Here is a 13058-nt window from a genome sequence, read left to right as displayed (position 1 = left end):
CGGGTCACCGGTCCCGCCACCTGATCACACGGTGCTACCAGGCACAACGATCTTTACCGGACCGTGACGGCCGCCCGGGACGCCGGACAGAAACGGACAGGATCCCCGTGTTCCCAGGGAAAAACCCGCGTTCCGTGGTGGACTGTCCCCGGTCCCCCGGGCGCCGAAAGAGGTACGCGCATGAAGAAACGGGTCCGTTCGACACTCTTCGCCGTGGCTGTCGCGTGCGGTGTCCTCGCCGGCGTGTCCTCCACGAGCCCGGCGTCCGCGAGTCCACCGCCGCCGCAGCTCGAGTTCGCGAACCCCGCCGGCCAGGCCCTCTTCGGCACCGCCTACCGCGCGGCGCTGGACAACCTGCTGCGCACCAACACGATCGGTTACGACCCGAAGTACGACAAGAGCGGGCTGCTCGACCCGTCCGTGGGTCTCGTCCGCGCGGGCGGCGGGTACGACCAGCCGTGGACGCGGGACGCCTCGATCAACAGCTGGAACGCCACCAGCCTCCTTTCCCCCGCCCTCGCGGAGAACACGCTGTGGGCGGTCGTCGACAAGGACGCCGGCGGCGCCCTGCGCGTGCAGCAGGACGACCAGCAGTGGGACCAGGTCGTCTGGGCGACCGCCGCGTGGCACCACTACCTGGTCACCGGCGACGCCGGGTTCCTCGAAAACGCCTACCGCACGACGGCGGACACGCTGGCCATCCGCGAACACGCCACCACGGCCGGCTTCAACCCGAAATACGGGCTGTTCACCGGCCCGTCGTTCTTCAACGACGGCATCGCCGGCTACCCCGCCCCGCCCGCCGACGCCACCGAGTCGGTCAGCACCGGGAGCGCGCCGTGGCCGGGCGTGGCGAGCGGGATGTACTTGAGCACCAACGAGGTCTACTACGCCGCCTACGTCAACGCCGCGAACATGGCGGAGAAGCTTCGCCGTCCGGGTGCGGAGATCGCCGGCTACCGGACCCGGGCCGCCGCCCTGAAAACCGCGATCAACCAGTACTTCTGGAACGCGAAGACCGGCCTGTACGACTACCAGCTCCTCGCCGACGGCTCCCGCGGCGCCTACCAGGAAGGCACCGGGCTGGCGTTCGCGCTGCTCTTCGGCATCGCGAACCCGGCCCAGGCCCGCTCGATCGTCGCCCACGCGCAGGAAATGCCGTGGGGCATGCCCGACACCTTCCCGAACTGGGACCGCTATTCGGACGCGCAGCCGGGCCGGCACAACGCGATCGTCTGGCCGCTCGTGCAGGGGCTGTGGGCCAAGGCGCTGGCCGGGCAAGGCAACCAGAGTGCCTTCGCCTCGGAGACCGCCCGCCTGGCCAAGCTGGCGGACGGGAACAGCGGGTTCTGGGAGATCTACAACGGCCACACCGGCGTCGTGGACGGCGGCTACCAGCGGCTCGGCGACACCGTGAAGTTCCACTGGGGCTCCGAACCCGACCAGACCTGGTCGGGCACCGCGTTCCTCGACATGATCCACACCGGCCTGTTCGGGCTGACGTTCACCGACCGCGGCCTGACGTTCGCGCCCGGGCTCCCGGCGGGCTGGGGCGACGTCACCCTCCGGAACCTGGCCTACCGCACCGGGAACCTGACGATAGCGCTGCGCGGCGCGGGCACCAGGATCAGCTCGTTCACGATCGACGGCCGGCCCGCGCCCGGCAACACCGTCCCGGCCACGCTCACCGGGAGCCACACCATCGCGATCACGCTCACCGGCGCGGCCGCCGGCGACCGCGACGGCGACGGCGTGCCCGACGCGGCCGACCGCTGCGCCGACACCGCGGGCACCGTCGGCGGCTGCCCGGCCCCCGGCCACCTCGAGGCCGAGGACGCGCTCAACACCGGCGGGGTGAAGACGAACGTGAACCACACCGGCTACTCCGGCCGCGCGTTCCTCGACGGGCTCTGGGCCCAGGGCGCGGCGTCGTCGTTCACGCTGCACCGCACGTCGGACGCACCGGCGTCGGCCGCGCTCACCGTGCGCTACGCCAACGCCAACAGCGACGCCCGGACGATGACGCTGTCGGTGGACGGGCGCCCGCTGCGGCAGGTGAGCTTCCCGAAGGTCTCCGACAGCTGGGACACGTGGGGCACCGTGACGTTCGGCGACGTCCCGCTCGCCGGCCGGGACCCGGTGGTCACGCTGTCGTACGCGGCGGGCGACACCGGTTCGATCAACCTCGACTGGCTCGCCGCCGGCTGAGCCGACGTCACCCGAACCGGTGAACCCGGCGCCCGGCCGTCATTTCCGGGACGACGTCCCCTCTTCCCCTACGACGCGGTGGCCGGCCGGCACGCCCCCCGACCGGCCGGCCACCGCGCACACGCACCCCGGCCCCGCATACTGGGGAAGTGAGCGAACCGATCCCGCTGTTCCCGGTCACCCGGGTCGATCCCGAACGGTTCGCGGCCGCGCAGCACCGCCTCTTCACCGGGATGCGGCTGCGGATCGGCCGGTCCGGCGTCGCCCACCGGGTCGCCTGGGTGCCCTGGCTCGACGAGCTGACCCTGCCCGCGCCCGCCTGTCACCAGGGGTGGTCCGGGCTCGGCGCGGCCGGCGAGATCACCCCGACCGACCTGCACGTGACCTGCCGCAAGTGCCTGCGCCTCGGCGGCGAACCGGAGGATTCCGCCCAGCACACCCTCTTCGCCCTGCCGGAGTCCACACCGGCCGGTTAAGCCCGGGCCGGCCGGGTACTTCGACCGGATGACGGAGAACCGAGAGGTCCGGCCGTTCACCGCCGGTCTCGTCGAGGCCGCGATGGCCGGGTCGTACGACGAGGTGGCCGACGCGCTCGGCGTGCTCGCCCGCGCCGGGTCGCCGCACGCCCCCGCCGAGATCGTCGGGGAGCTGGTCGGCCGGTGCGCGTCAGCGGTCCGCGCCCGCCGCCCGGCCGGTCCCGGGGCGGTCTTCACCATCGCCGTGGCGGACGAGCGGGCCCGGCCGGTCGAGGTCGACCGGCTGCCGCCCGGCCCCCTGGCCGCGCTGCGCGCCCTGCTCGCGGACCTCGGCGACGACGCCGCGAGCCGGGACATCCAGGTGGAGCTGGCCACCCGCGGGCAGTCCGACGACGTCGTCGCCGTCGTGATCCACCTGCTCGTGTGGCTCGTCGAACTGTCGGACAGCTCCGCGGCGGCGCTCCCGTCGCTGAGCTGTTTCACCCCGTGACCGCCGGCGGAAGGAAGCCCTGATGAGCACGGTGCCGGACGGCGCGATCGAGGTCAGCGGCGCCGCCGGGGAGACGGCGCTCGTCCGGGCGCGGGGTGCGCCGTCGGCGGAGGGCCTCGCCGCCGCGCTGGCCACCGCGACCGGCGGCGCGCCGGCCGTGCTGGTCGACCTCACCGCCGTCGAGCACTTCACGACCGAAGCCGTCGCGGTGCTCATCCCCCACCTTCAGCGCGCTGGCTGCCGGCTGATCGTCACGGCGTCGGCCGCGGTGGAAGGCAAGCTCGCCCGGCTCGGGCTGGCCGGCATCGTCGCGCCGGCCACGAAGCCCGTCACCTGAGGGCGCGCCGGCCGAGTGCCGCCACTTCCTCGTCGACCAAGTTGCCGGGGTCGAACCTCATGCCGGTGAAGTGACCGGCCAGCTCGAGTGAGAGCACGCCGTGCAGGCGCGTCCAGAACGACAGTGCGCGGTGCAGCACCGCGGCCGGCGCCGGGTGGCCGCCCGCCCACTCCCGGTGGTCTTCCAGGTGGGTGTCGAACGGTGACGGCGGCGCGTCGGCCTGCCCCGCGCCGCAGGCCTCGATGAGCACCGCCATCACCTCGTGCGAGATCGCCGTGGTGTCGTCGGGGGCGTGGTAGCCGGGGACGGGCGTGCCGTAGATCAGGAAGTACCGCTGCGGGTCCTTGCGGGCCCAGTCCCGGATGACGTGCGCCAGCGCGGCCAGGTCCGCGCCGCCGTCGTGGGCCGCGCGGACGGTGTCGGCGATGCTCCGGTACGCGTCGCGGATGAGCGCCGTCACGAGCTCGTCCCGGTTCGCGAAGTACCGGTAGAGAGCCGGCCCGCTCATCCCGAGCTTCTTGGCGATGGCGTTGAGCGACAACGCCGGCACGCCCGCCTCGGCGATCTGCTCCCACGCGTGCTGCTTGACCTCCGCGCGCACCTGCGCCCGGTAGCGCTCGCGCGAGCTCGGCCCCGCGTCCGTCATGAGCGGCTCCTTCCGACTGGTTAGAGGCTATCACTTTTCTTATTGACACTAAGCATCGGTTGGTTATAGCTTCTAACTACAGCAAGAGCCACTAACCAAACGAGAAGAGACGCCATGCTCAAGACCACCCGCGCCCTGCTCGCCGTCCCCCTGGCGACCGCGGCCCTCTTCGCCGCCACGCCGGCGGACGCGGCCACCGCGAGCCCGCTGACCTGCCGCGGTCAGGGCATCGATCCCGCCGCTCAGCTGCACCACCGGACCGAGACGTTCGTCAAGGCGCCCCCGAGCACCGTCTGGAAGGTGCAGACCGCCGTGGCGGGGTGGCCGGACTGGCAGGCCGCGGTCACCAGCGCGAAGCGGCTGGATCCGGGCCCCCTGCACCCGGGGTCGCGGTTCCGCTGGACGACGCCGGCCCCGGCGACGCCGTCCTCCCCCGCCACGACGCTCGTCATCACGTCCACCGTCGGCCAGGTCCAGCCCGGGCGGTGCGTCCGCTGGACCGGCCCGGCGATCGGCGACGGCCTGCGCATCGACCGGGGCGTCCACGTCTGGACGTTCACGCCGGCCCGGGGCGGCGTCGTCGTGCGTACGGAGGAGAGCTGGACGGGTGCCCAGATCGAGGCCGACCCCGCCACGGCCATCAAGTACCTCGCGCCCGGCCTCGACCTCTGGCTGGCCGACCTCAAGACCGCCGCCGAAGCCCGTCACTGCTGACCTCGAAGGAGAAATGATGTCCACACCCATTCGCCCGTCGAAGGCCGTGCTCGTCGCGGCGTGGGCGTTCCCGGTCATGGTTCTCGGCCAGTTCGCGCTGCTCGGCGGCATCCCCGTCGCGATCGTGCTGGCCCGCACCCTGCGTTCCCGCGACGCCCGCTGGTGGAGCGGCCTGATGGCGGCGGCTTACGTCATCCCGCTGGCCGTCTGGCTGCTCGGGCCGAGCTCGGCACCGAGCCTGTCGAAGTTCCTGAGCCCCGTGGCGACGGGAGTTGTCGTCGCGGCCGGCGTCGTGGCGGCCGCCAGGCTGCAGTTCGTACGGCGGCGCGCCGCGGCGCCGGTCGGGAGCCGACCGGCGCCGGGTACGCCGAGTGCTACTTCGTGAAGGTGAGGCAGTTCGCGGAGTTCGCACCCTCGCCCGGGCCGACCCGGACGCTCGAAGCCGTGCACTCCAGCGAGGAGTTGTGCCGGCAGTCGGCCCGCGAGCAGGCACCCACCTGAGCCACGACGCGGTCGAGACCGCCCTTCGTGTTCAGCGGGACGAAGGTGCCGCAGTCCGCGGACCCGTTGTCCCCGCCGACGGTGATGGCGAAGGCGTGGCAGCCGTCGTGGTTGTAGGAACAACCGCTGACGGTGCATTCGTGGACAGCGGGCATTTCGGTGGTGGTCATGCGCGACTCCTGGAATCCGTGGTGGGAAATCAGTTCGGTTTCCCGACGCTGCCACCGGTTCCGGGGTCGCGCAATTCGCGGCAACTCGCCCGGGTGATCCACTCCGCCCGCCCGGGTGAGACCCGCGTGTCCTAACGCGACAGTCGGCTCGGCGCGGTGCTCGTCAAAGCAGCGGCTCGAGCGCCTTCGCCAGCGGCTCCAGCACGGCCGGGGTGTGCGGCGGCGGCAGGTACACGATCGCGAGGTCGAGGCCCGCTTCGCCGAGCGCCTCCGCTTCGGCCGCGACCTTGGCGTAGTCGCCGTCCGGGCCGAGGCGGACGTGCGAGGACAGCGTGATCTCGCCCGGGTCGCGGCCGATGTCGGCGCAGTGGCGGTGCAGCACCTCGCGCTTGTGGGCGAACTCCTCGGGCGTGCCGCCGACGAAGTTCCAGTGCTGGGCGTACTTCGCGGCCGTGCGCAGGGTGCGCTTCTCGCCGCTGCCGCCGATGCAGATCGGCGGGTGCGGCTTCTGCACGCCCTTCGGCTCGTTGCGGGCGTCGGTCAGCTGGTAGTACTCGCCCTTGAAGGTCGTGGACTCCTGGGTCAGCAGGCCCACGAGCACCTCGCAGCCCTCCTCGAAGCGGTCACTGCGTTCCTTGACCGAGCCGAGCTCCATGCCGTACGCGCCGGACTCCTCTTCGTTCCAGCCCGCACCGATCCCGATCTCCAGCCGGCCGCCGGAGACGATGTCGAGCGTCGCGGCCATGTTCGCGAGCAGCGCGGGGTGGCGGTAGTGGATCCCGCTGACCAGCGTGCCCAGCCGCAGCCGCCGGGTGGCCTGCGCGAGCGCGGTCAGCGTGACCCAGCCTTCCAGGCACGGCCCGGACGAATCGGAGAAGATGGGATAGAAGTGGTCGAAGGTCCAGCCGGACTCGAACAGCTCGATCTCGTCGGCGGCCTGCCACACGGCGAGCATGTCCGCCCACTCGGTGTTCTGGGGCGAGGTCTTGATGGCGAATCGCATGATCGTGATCGTAAACCTGGAGTTCCTCCAGGGCGCCCGTCGCTCGATCCGGTGAAGCGGCTCGTCGCGCCGCCGGCTCCGGGTACCCCTGTCGGAAACGAGGAGGAGACGATGCCCGACAACGAACTCCCGGGGTTCCTGATCATCGGCCTGATCTTCGTGATCGCCGACGGCCAGGTCCTCTACCGCGGCGGCCGCCGCTACCTGAGCGGCGGCGACGGGACCGGTGCGATGGCGAGGATGGTGGTGACGGTCTTCCACCTGGTCGCGTTCGGCGTGCTTGCCCTGCTGTCGGTGGTGGGCCCGGGCTGGTCGGGCTCGACGGCCGCCCTCGTCGGCCGGCTGGGCGTCTTCCTGTTGCTGCTGGCGGTGGCCCACGGCCTGACACTGGCGGTCCTCGCCCGCCGCCGGCAGGACACGATCGTCGAGTCCCACTATCAGGAGACCGACCGGCCCGGTGAGGGTCACGTCCGGCCGGTCGGCGAGGCCGGGACCGACCGGACCGTGACGCCGGTGCCCGGGCAGAGCGGTCCGTCGCCGCGGGTGAGCCCGGACCTCGGGAACCACGGGCCGTACCGGGCTTGACGACGCACCGCGGCCGTGGCGGCGGTCCAAACCACCGTGGTGGTCACATGACTCTGCGTGTTCGCCGCCGCCCGTCCAGGTAATCACTCGTCCGTGTCTGATCCGGGGCTGAACCTCCTCGAATGCCGCAGTGCGCACTACTCCGCGTCCACACATTCGGAAAACCCGAGCCCCCGAGTGACCGCTTAGTGTCGTCCCCGAAACGAAAGATCACGTTCAGCGCACCACCGAAATCCCCGCCACCGCAAGGAATCCTTGCCCCCGGTAGCGATTTTGATAGCGTGGCCGGGCTTTCCCTCGCCGCCGGGCCACGTCCCGTTGCGGTGTCTCCCCGTTTTCCGTTCCGGCGAAAGGACTTTCTTCATGCGCACGACCCTGCTCCGAGCCGGGAGCCTGGCCGGGGTGACCGTCGCCGTTCTCGCCGGCTCCACCGGCGTCGCCACCGCGGACGACGCCGTCACCGGGTCCGCCTACGGCGCCTCCGCCTCCGTCACCCTCCTGCCCGGGGTCCTCACCGACGGCAAGGGCAGCACCGTCGACACCGGGCAGCTGGCGAAGTCGGGCGGCGCCGGTCCCGCCGAGGCGAGCATCGCCGACGTCCCGCTCAAGGGCCTCGTCACCGCGCAGGCCATCAGCAGCTCCGTCGTCGGCGGCGCGGGGTCCGTGGCCGCCAAGGCGAGCGTCGCCGAGGTGACGCTGCCGCTGCTCGCCGCGGCCGCCGGGCGCGTGCCGTCGATCCGGCTGATCAGCGCCCGCTGCGGGTCGGCCGACGGGCACGTCACCGGCAGCAGCGACCTCGCCGGCGTCAACCTCGGCCGCCTCGGCACGCTCCCCGCCGCCACCTCGCCCAACCGGAAGCTGGGCATCCCGGGCGTCGCCGAAGTGATCGTCAACGAGCAGAACCAGCGCTACGACGGCTCCCTCGAAGTGACCGCCCTGCACGTCAAGCTGCTCGGCGGCCAGGCCACCGGCGCGCTCGGCAGCGGCGACGTCAAACTCGCTTCCGTCACCTGCGGCCCGTCGAAGGAACGCGCCCCCGAGGCGCCGCCGCGGCCGACCGGGCCCGGGCAGGTCGTCGTCGTCCCCGCCGGTGCCCCGCAGACCGGCGACGGCTCCCTCGCCGGCCTCGCCACCGAGGGCTGAGGCGATGCTGCGCCGCGCCCTCCTCATCGCCGTCTCCGCGCTGCTGCTCGCCGGCTGCGGGGCGGCGGCGACCCCCGCCGCCCCGCCGCAGCCGGCCCCCGCCGCCGCCGCCGCCGCGGTGACGCGGTCCCTGCCGACCGCGCTCGACGTCCCCGCGATCGACGCGCGGTCGTCGCTGGTGTCGCTCGGCCTCAACCCCGACCGCACCGTCGAGGTGCCGCCGGTCGACCAGCCCCTGCAGGCCGGCTGGTACGAGTACGGCCCGACGCCCGGCGAGGTCGGGCCCGCGGTGATCCTCGGCCACATCGACGGCGACCACCGCAAGGGCATCTTCTGGCGGCTGCACGAGCTGAAGCCGGGCGACCCCGTGCACGTCGACCGCGCCGACGGCGGGAAGCTGACGTTCGAGGTGACGAAGGTCGACCAGATCGCGAAGGAGTCCTTCCCGACCGAAGCCGTGTACGGCAACACATCCGACCCGGAGCTGCGCCTGATCACCTGCGGCGGCAAGTACGACGCCGCGAACCGGAACTACCTCGACAACGTCATCGTGTACGCCAAGCTCAAGAAGTAACGCTCCCGGCCCGCGAAAACCGGTGGAACGGCACCGCCCTGCGCGGCTACGGTGCTCCGAACCGAGTCGCCTGGTCGAGGACGTGCCGTTGTACACCATGTGAGAACCCCCCGAGTGCTGAATCGTCGCGCGTCGCGCTGGTGCGCCGCGCTCCTTTTTGCTGCGGACTTCTCACAGAAAACGGTGTACTTCTGTGCTCACGACCTGGGTGGTCGAACCCACCTGCCTGCCGCTCGTCCGCCGCCGCTGTCACGGGTGCGCGGCCGAGCGGTTCCGGACATCCGGAAAATTTCGCGTCAACGCCCACCACAAGCTCCTCGACGCCTGGCTCCTCGTGCTCTGTACCGGGTGCGGGGACACGGCGAAGCTCACGGTCCTGGAGCGCGTGCCCGTGCGCTCCGTCCGGCCCGAGCTGCTGGACCGGTTGCAGCACAACGACCCCGGTCTGGCCGCCGAGCTGCTCCAAGATCCGGTGCTCCAGCGCCGCAACCGCATCGCCCTCGACTGGGACGGCGCGTGGCGCCTCGACACCGGCGGCTCGGACCACCTGGACCGCGAGGTCATCGACGTCGAGGTCCGCTTCACGGCGCGGATCCCGGTCCGGCCGGTGCGCCTGATCGCCGAAGGGTGCGGTCTTTCGCGGGCCGAAGTGGAGCGGCTGATCACGGAGGAGAAGCTCGTTTCGGCGGTCCGGCTGAGCGGCCGGGTCACCGGCGGCTTCACCTTCACGCTCAAACGCTGAACCCGGGGGCGAGCCGCTCAGCCACGGCCGGTGCGGCTCGCCTTCCGGAACTCCCGGTTGAGGCTCGCGATGCTCGCGAACGGGATCCCCTTCGGGCACGACGCCACGCACTCACCGGTGTTCGTGCAGCCCCCGAACCCTTCCGCGTCCATCGTGTCGACCATGTCCAGCACCCGCCGCGCCCGCTCCGGCTGGCCCTGCGGCAGCAGACTCAGGTGCGTCACCTTCGCCGCCGTGAACAGCGTCGCCGAGCCGTTGGGGCACGCCGCCACGCAGGCGCCGCAGCCGATGCACGTCGCGTTGTCGAACGCCAGGTCCGCGTCCGGTTTCGGGACCGGGGTCGCGTGGGCGTCCGGGGCACTGCCCGTCGGGGCGCTGACGAACCCGCCCGCCTGGACGATCCGGTCCAGCGCCGAACGGTCCACCACCAGGTCCTTGATCACCGGGAACCCCTTGGCCCGCCAAGGTTCCACGTCGACCACGTCGCCGTCGGCGAAGGACCGCATGTGCAGCTGGCACGACGTCGTGCGCTCCGGTCCGTGCGCCTGCCCGTTGATCACGACGCCGCACGAGCCGCAGATGCCCTCGCGGCAGTCGTGGTCGAAGGCCACCGGCTCTTCGCCGTGCGCGATCAGCTCCTGGTTCAGCACGTCCAGCATCTCGAGGAAGGACATGTCCGGGCTGACGTCGTCGACCGGGTAGGACACCAGCCGGCCCTCGGTGGCCGGGCCGGCCTGCCGCCAGATGCGGACGGTGAGTTTCATGTGTAGCTCCGCTGGGTCGGGTGGACGTGCTCGAAGGTGAGGTCTTCGCGGTGCAGCACCGGCAGGCCGTCCGGCCCGCCGTACTCCCACGCCGCGACGTAGGAGAACTGCTCGTCGTCGCGTCGCGCCTCGCCGTCGGCGGTCTGGTGTTCCTCGCGGAAGTGCCCGCCGCAGGACTCCTCCCGCGCGAGCGCGTCGACGAGCAGCAACTCGGCCAGCTCCAGGAAGTCCGCCACCCGGTTCGCCTTCTCCAGCTCCTGGTTCAGGTCCTCCGCGCCGCCGGGGATGCGGACGTCCCGCCAGAACTCCGCGCGCAGCCCCGGGATCCGGTCCAGGGCCTTGCGCAGGCCTTCGCGGTTGCGGGACATCCCGCAGTGGTCCCACATCAGCAGGCCCAGCTCGCGGTGGAACGAGTCGACGGACCGGGTTCCCCGCACCGAAAGCAGCCGCGAGATCCGGTCGCGCACCTCGGTCTCCACCCGCGTGACCGCGTCGTCGCCCGGGGAAACCTCGTCCAGGCGAGCCCCGCCGAGGTAGTCGTTGAGGGTCGCCGGGAGCACGAAGTAGCCGTCGGCGAGCCCCTGCATCAACGCCGACGCGCCGAGCCGGTTGGCACCGTGGTCGGAGAAGTTGGCCTCCCCGATGACGAACATCCCGGGGATCGTGCTCTGCAGGTCGTAGTCCACCCACAGCCCGCCCATCGTGTAGTGGATGGCCGGGTAGATCCGCATCGGCGTCCGGTAGGGGTCCTCGGCCGTGATGCGCTGGTACATGTCGAAGAGGTTGCCGTAGCGGACTTCGATCGCCGGGCGGCCCATGCGCGCGATCGCGTCGGCGAAGTCCAGGTAGACGCCCAGGCCGCCGGGCCCGACGCCGAGCCCCGCGTCGCACACGTTCTTCGCCGCGCGCGACGCGATGTCGCGCGGCACCAGGTTGCCGAAGCTCGGGTAGAGCCGCTCGAGGTAGTAGTCGCGCTCGTCCTCGGGGATCTCCTCCGGCACCCGCGTGTCGCCCTTCCGCTTCGGCACCCAGATCCGGCCGTCGTTGCGCAGCGACTCGCTCATCAGCGTCAGCTTCGACTGGTGCTCCCCCGACCGCGGGATGCACGTCGGGTGGATCTGCGTGAAGCACGGGTTCGCGAAGTACGCGCCGCGCTTGTGCGCCCGCCAGATCGCGCTGGCGTTGGAGCCCTTCGCGTTGGTGGACAGGTAGAAGACGTTGCCGTAGCCGCCGGTGGCGAGGACGACGGCGTCGGCGAGGTGTGTCTCGATCGCCCCGGTCACCAGGTCCCGCGCGACGATGCCGCGCGCCCGGCCGTCGACGACGACCAGGTCGAGCATCTCCGTCCGCGGGTGCAGCTCGACGTTGCCCGCGTCGATCTGCCGCGACAACGCCTGGTAGGCGCCGATCAGCAGCTGCTGGCCCGTCTGGCCCCGCGCGTAGAACGTCCGCTGCACCTGCACGCCACCGAACGAGCGCGTGTCGAGCAGGCCGCCGTACTCCCGCGCGAACGGCACCCCCTGCGCCACGGCCTGGTCGATGATCTGCGCCGACACCTGCGCCAGCCGGTACACATTGGACTCCCGCGACCGGAAGTCGCCGCCCTTCACCGTGTCGTAGAACAGCCGGTACACCGAATCGCCGTCGTTGCGGTAGTTCTTCGCCGCGTTGATGCCGCCCTGCGCCGCGACCGAGTGCGCGCGCCGGGGCGAGTCCTGGAAGCAGAACTGCACGACGTGGTAGCCCTGCTCGGCCAGCGTCGCCCCGGCCGAGCCGCCGGCCAGCCCGGTGCCCACGACGATCACGCGGTGCTTGCGCCGGTTCGCCGGGTTCACCAGCTTCGCGGCGAACTTCCGTTCGTCCCACCGGGTTTCCAGGGGGACGCCGGGCGCCTTGGTGTCGGCGATCGGGTCGCCCGTCACGTAGTCGCTCATCAGTCCACCAGTCCCGTCATGATCGCGACCGGGACGAGCGCGTAGCCGCCCGCGATCACGACCGCCGTCGTGCTGCCGAGGATCTTGATCGCCCGTTCCCGCTTCGCGCTGGTGACGCCCAGCGTGCGCGCGGCGCTGGCGAAGCCGTGGTGGATGTGCAGGCCGAGCATCGCGAGCGCGACGAGGTAGATCACGTTGACCCACCAGACCTGGAAGTCCGCGACGAGGTTGTGGTACGGGTCGCCCGGCACGAAGTCCCGGTTCACGGTGCCCACGGTGAAGTCGAGGATGTGCCAGACGACGAACACCGCCAGCGTCGCGCCGCCCCAGCGCATCGTGCGCGTCGCGAAGGTCGCGCGCACCGGCCGGCGGTGGACGTAGGGCACCGGCCGCGCCCGCAGGTCGCGGCGGACGAGCTGCACCGCCGCCGTGACGTGCAGCACCAGGGCGACGAGCAGGACGACGCGCTGGATCCAGAGGAACCAGGCGTAGTGCAGTACCGGCTCACCGATCGTGCGCAGCCAGTGCGCGTAGGCGTTGAGGTCGCCGGCGCCGAAGAACGTCTTGAGGTTGCCGACCATGTGCGCGAACACGAAAGCGAGCAGGAGGGCGCCGCTCACCGCCATGACGATCTTCTTGCCGATCGTCGAGTCCCAGAACCGGCGGAGGTTCGAACGGCGTTCGAGGTCAGTTACCACCTGATCGACGGTAAGAGCGGTTCCACCAGAGGTCAAAGACATCATGACTCTGCACTCGATAGCCACCGTCTAT

General features: G+C 71.6%; 16 protein-coding genes. 10 read left to right on the top strand and 6 right to left on the bottom strand.

The annotated features are described in order from the left end of the window. Nucleotides 1-180 precede the first annotated feature (180 nt). From AB0C38_RS07495 to AB0C38_RS07480, 4 genes are all read left to right on the top strand, one after another. On the top strand, nt 181-2208 hold the full coding sequence (locus AB0C38_RS07495; RefSeq protein WP_360668114.1) for a glycogen debranching protein: 2028 nt from the start codon (nt 181-183) through the stop codon (nt 2206-2208). A 149-nt stretch (nt 2209-2357) separates the two neighbouring features. Beyond that, nucleotides 2358-2684 (top strand): hypothetical protein, encoded by a 327-nt coding sequence (locus AB0C38_RS07490; RefSeq protein WP_360668111.1) that lies wholly within the window; start codon nt 2358-2360, stop codon nt 2682-2684. Nucleotides 2685-2712: 28 nt separating this feature from the next. Further along, nucleotides 2713-3174 (top strand): hypothetical protein, encoded by a 462-nt coding sequence (locus AB0C38_RS07485; RefSeq protein ID WP_360668108.1) that lies wholly within the window; start codon nt 2713-2715, stop codon nt 3172-3174. A 22-nt stretch (nt 3175-3196) separates the two neighbouring features. Further along, nucleotides 3197-3511, top strand: coding sequence for a hypothetical protein (locus AB0C38_RS07480; RefSeq protein WP_360668105.1), 315 nt, complete (start codon nt 3197-3199; stop codon nt 3509-3511). Here the strand turns inward: AB0C38_RS07480 and AB0C38_RS07475 are convergent. Beyond that, nucleotides 3504-4157: a TetR/AcrR family transcriptional regulator gene (locus AB0C38_RS07475; protein ID WP_360668101.1), complete on the bottom strand. Its 654-nt coding sequence runs from the start codon at nt 4155-4157 to the stop codon at nt 3504-3506. The genes AB0C38_RS07480 and AB0C38_RS07475 overlap by 8 nt on opposite strands. A 114-nt stretch (nt 4158-4271) precedes the next feature. On the opposite strand from AB0C38_RS07475, the gene AB0C38_RS07470 reads away from it, so the two are divergent. Together AB0C38_RS07470 and AB0C38_RS07465 are read left to right on the top strand one after the other, a co-directional pair. After that, the gene (locus AB0C38_RS07470; protein WP_360668099.1) at nt 4272-4871 is read left to right on the top strand and encodes an SRPBCC family protein; all 600 of its coding nucleotides are present in this window, start codon (nt 4272-4274) and stop codon (nt 4869-4871) included. 16 nt (nt 4872-4887) lie between these two features. Beyond that, a complete protein-coding gene (locus AB0C38_RS07465) occupies nt 4888-5256 on the top strand; it encodes a hypothetical protein (RefSeq protein ID WP_360668096.1) in 369 nt (122 codons plus the stop codon). On the opposite strand, the gene AB0C38_RS07460 is transcribed toward AB0C38_RS07465, so the two are convergent. After that, entirely contained in the window at nt 5246-5542 is a 297-nt protein-coding gene (locus AB0C38_RS07460) for a DUF1540 domain-containing protein (RefSeq protein ID WP_360668094.1), read from the bottom strand. The genes AB0C38_RS07465 and AB0C38_RS07460 overlap by 11 nt on opposite strands. Nucleotides 5543-5705: 163 nt before the next feature. Then, complete coding sequence (locus AB0C38_RS07455) at nt 5706-6545, bottom strand: LLM class F420-dependent oxidoreductase (protein ID WP_360668091.1); 840 nt, start codon at nt 6543-6545, stop codon at nt 5706-5708. A 111-nt stretch (nt 6546-6656) separates the two neighbouring features. Here AB0C38_RS07455 and AB0C38_RS07450 point away from each other — a divergent pair, with 111 nt between their 5' ends. From AB0C38_RS07450 to AB0C38_RS07435, 4 genes are all read left to right on the top strand, one after another. After that, entirely contained in the window at nt 6657-7130 is a 474-nt protein-coding gene (locus tag AB0C38_RS07450) for a hypothetical protein (protein WP_360668088.1), read from the top strand. A 363-nt stretch (nt 7131-7493) separates the two neighbouring features. Then, on the top strand, nt 7494-8273 hold the full coding sequence (locus AB0C38_RS07445; RefSeq protein ID WP_360668085.1) for a choice-of-anchor P family protein: 780 nt from the start codon (nt 7494-7496) through the stop codon (nt 8271-8273). A gap of 4 nt (nt 8274-8277) precedes the next feature. Further along, nucleotides 8278-8847, top strand: coding sequence for a class F sortase (locus AB0C38_RS07440; RefSeq protein WP_360668082.1), 570 nt, complete (start codon nt 8278-8280; stop codon nt 8845-8847). Between the two features lie 193 nt (nt 8848-9040). After that, nucleotides 9041-9589, top strand: coding sequence for a DUF1062 domain-containing protein (locus AB0C38_RS07435; RefSeq protein WP_360668079.1), 549 nt, complete (start codon nt 9041-9043; stop codon nt 9587-9589). A gap of 17 nt (nt 9590-9606) precedes the next feature. On the opposite strand, the gene AB0C38_RS07430 is transcribed toward AB0C38_RS07435, so the two are convergent. From AB0C38_RS07430 to AB0C38_RS07420, 3 genes are read right to left on the bottom strand one after another with little or no spacing between them, the layout of a single operon-like run. Then, nucleotides 9607-10353 (bottom strand): succinate dehydrogenase/fumarate reductase iron-sulfur subunit, encoded by a 747-nt coding sequence (locus AB0C38_RS07430; protein ID WP_360668076.1) that lies wholly within the window; start codon nt 10351-10353, stop codon nt 9607-9609. Further along, nucleotides 10350-12287 carry a fumarate reductase/succinate dehydrogenase flavoprotein subunit gene (locus AB0C38_RS07425; RefSeq protein WP_360668073.1) on the bottom strand — a complete coding sequence of 646 codons (1938 nt, stop codon included), beginning with the start codon at nt 12285-12287 and terminating at the stop codon, nt 10350-10352. Before AB0C38_RS07425 ends, AB0C38_RS07430 begins: the two co-directional genes overlap by 4 nt. Next, nucleotides 12287-13027 carry a succinate dehydrogenase cytochrome b subunit gene (locus AB0C38_RS07420; RefSeq protein ID WP_360668070.1) on the bottom strand — a complete coding sequence of 247 codons (741 nt, stop codon included), beginning with the start codon at nt 13025-13027 and terminating at the stop codon, nt 12287-12289. The genes AB0C38_RS07425 and AB0C38_RS07420 overlap by 1 nt, the downstream gene beginning before the upstream one ends. Nucleotides 13028-13058 lie beyond the last annotated feature (31 nt).

Source organism: Amycolatopsis sp. NPDC048633 (assembly GCF_040650695.1).
Classification (GTDB): Bacteria; Actinomycetota; Actinomycetes; order Mycobacteriales; family Pseudonocardiaceae; genus Amycolatopsis.
This window is presented reverse-complemented; position numbering and strand designations above follow the sequence as displayed.

What these genes read in the sequence shown, in the direction of transcription:
- AB0C38_RS07495 (WP_360668114.1), top strand. Translation starts at nt 181, where the DNA reads ATGAAGAAACGGGTCCGTTCGACACTCTTCGCCGTGGCTGTCGCGTGC.
- AB0C38_RS07485 (WP_360668108.1), top strand. Translation starts at nt 2,713, where the DNA reads ATGACGGAGAACCGAGAGGTCCGGCCGTTCACCGCCGGTCTCGTCGAG.
- AB0C38_RS07480 (WP_360668105.1), top strand. Translation starts at nt 3,197, where the DNA reads ATGAGCACGGTGCCGGACGGCGCGATCGAGGTCAGCGGCGCCGCCGGG.
- AB0C38_RS07475 (WP_360668101.1), bottom strand. Translation starts at nt 4,157, where the DNA reads ATGACGGACGCGGGGCCGAGCTCGCGCGAGCGCTACCGGGCGCAGGTG.
- AB0C38_RS07470 (WP_360668099.1), top strand. Translation starts at nt 4,272, where the DNA reads ATGCTCAAGACCACCCGCGCCCTGCTCGCCGTCCCCCTGGCGACCGCG.
- AB0C38_RS07465 (WP_360668096.1), top strand. Translation starts at nt 4,888, where the DNA reads ATGTCCACACCCATTCGCCCGTCGAAGGCCGTGCTCGTCGCGGCGTGG.
- AB0C38_RS07460 (WP_360668094.1), bottom strand. Translation starts at nt 5,542, where the DNA reads ATGACCACCACCGAAATGCCCGCTGTCCACGAATGCACCGTCAGCGGT.
- AB0C38_RS07455 (WP_360668091.1), bottom strand. Translation starts at nt 6,545, where the DNA reads ATGCGATTCGCCATCAAGACCTCGCCCCAGAACACCGAGTGGGCGGAC.
- AB0C38_RS07450 (WP_360668088.1), top strand. Translation starts at nt 6,657, where the DNA reads ATGCCCGACAACGAACTCCCGGGGTTCCTGATCATCGGCCTGATCTTC.
- AB0C38_RS07445 (WP_360668085.1), top strand. Translation starts at nt 7,494, where the DNA reads ATGCGCACGACCCTGCTCCGAGCCGGGAGCCTGGCCGGGGTGACCGTC.
- AB0C38_RS07440 (WP_360668082.1), top strand. Translation starts at nt 8,278, where the DNA reads ATGCTGCGCCGCGCCCTCCTCATCGCCGTCTCCGCGCTGCTGCTCGCC.
- AB0C38_RS07430 (WP_360668076.1), bottom strand. Translation starts at nt 10,353, where the DNA reads ATGAAACTCACCGTCCGCATCTGGCGGCAGGCCGGCCCGGCCACCGAG.
- AB0C38_RS07425 (WP_360668073.1), bottom strand. Translation starts at nt 12,287, where the DNA reads ATGAGCGACTACGTGACGGGCGACCCGATCGCCGACACCAAGGCGCCC.
- AB0C38_RS07420 (WP_360668070.1), bottom strand. Translation starts at nt 13,027, where the DNA reads ATGTCTTTGACCTCTGGTGGAACCGCTCTTACCGTCGATCAGGTGGTA.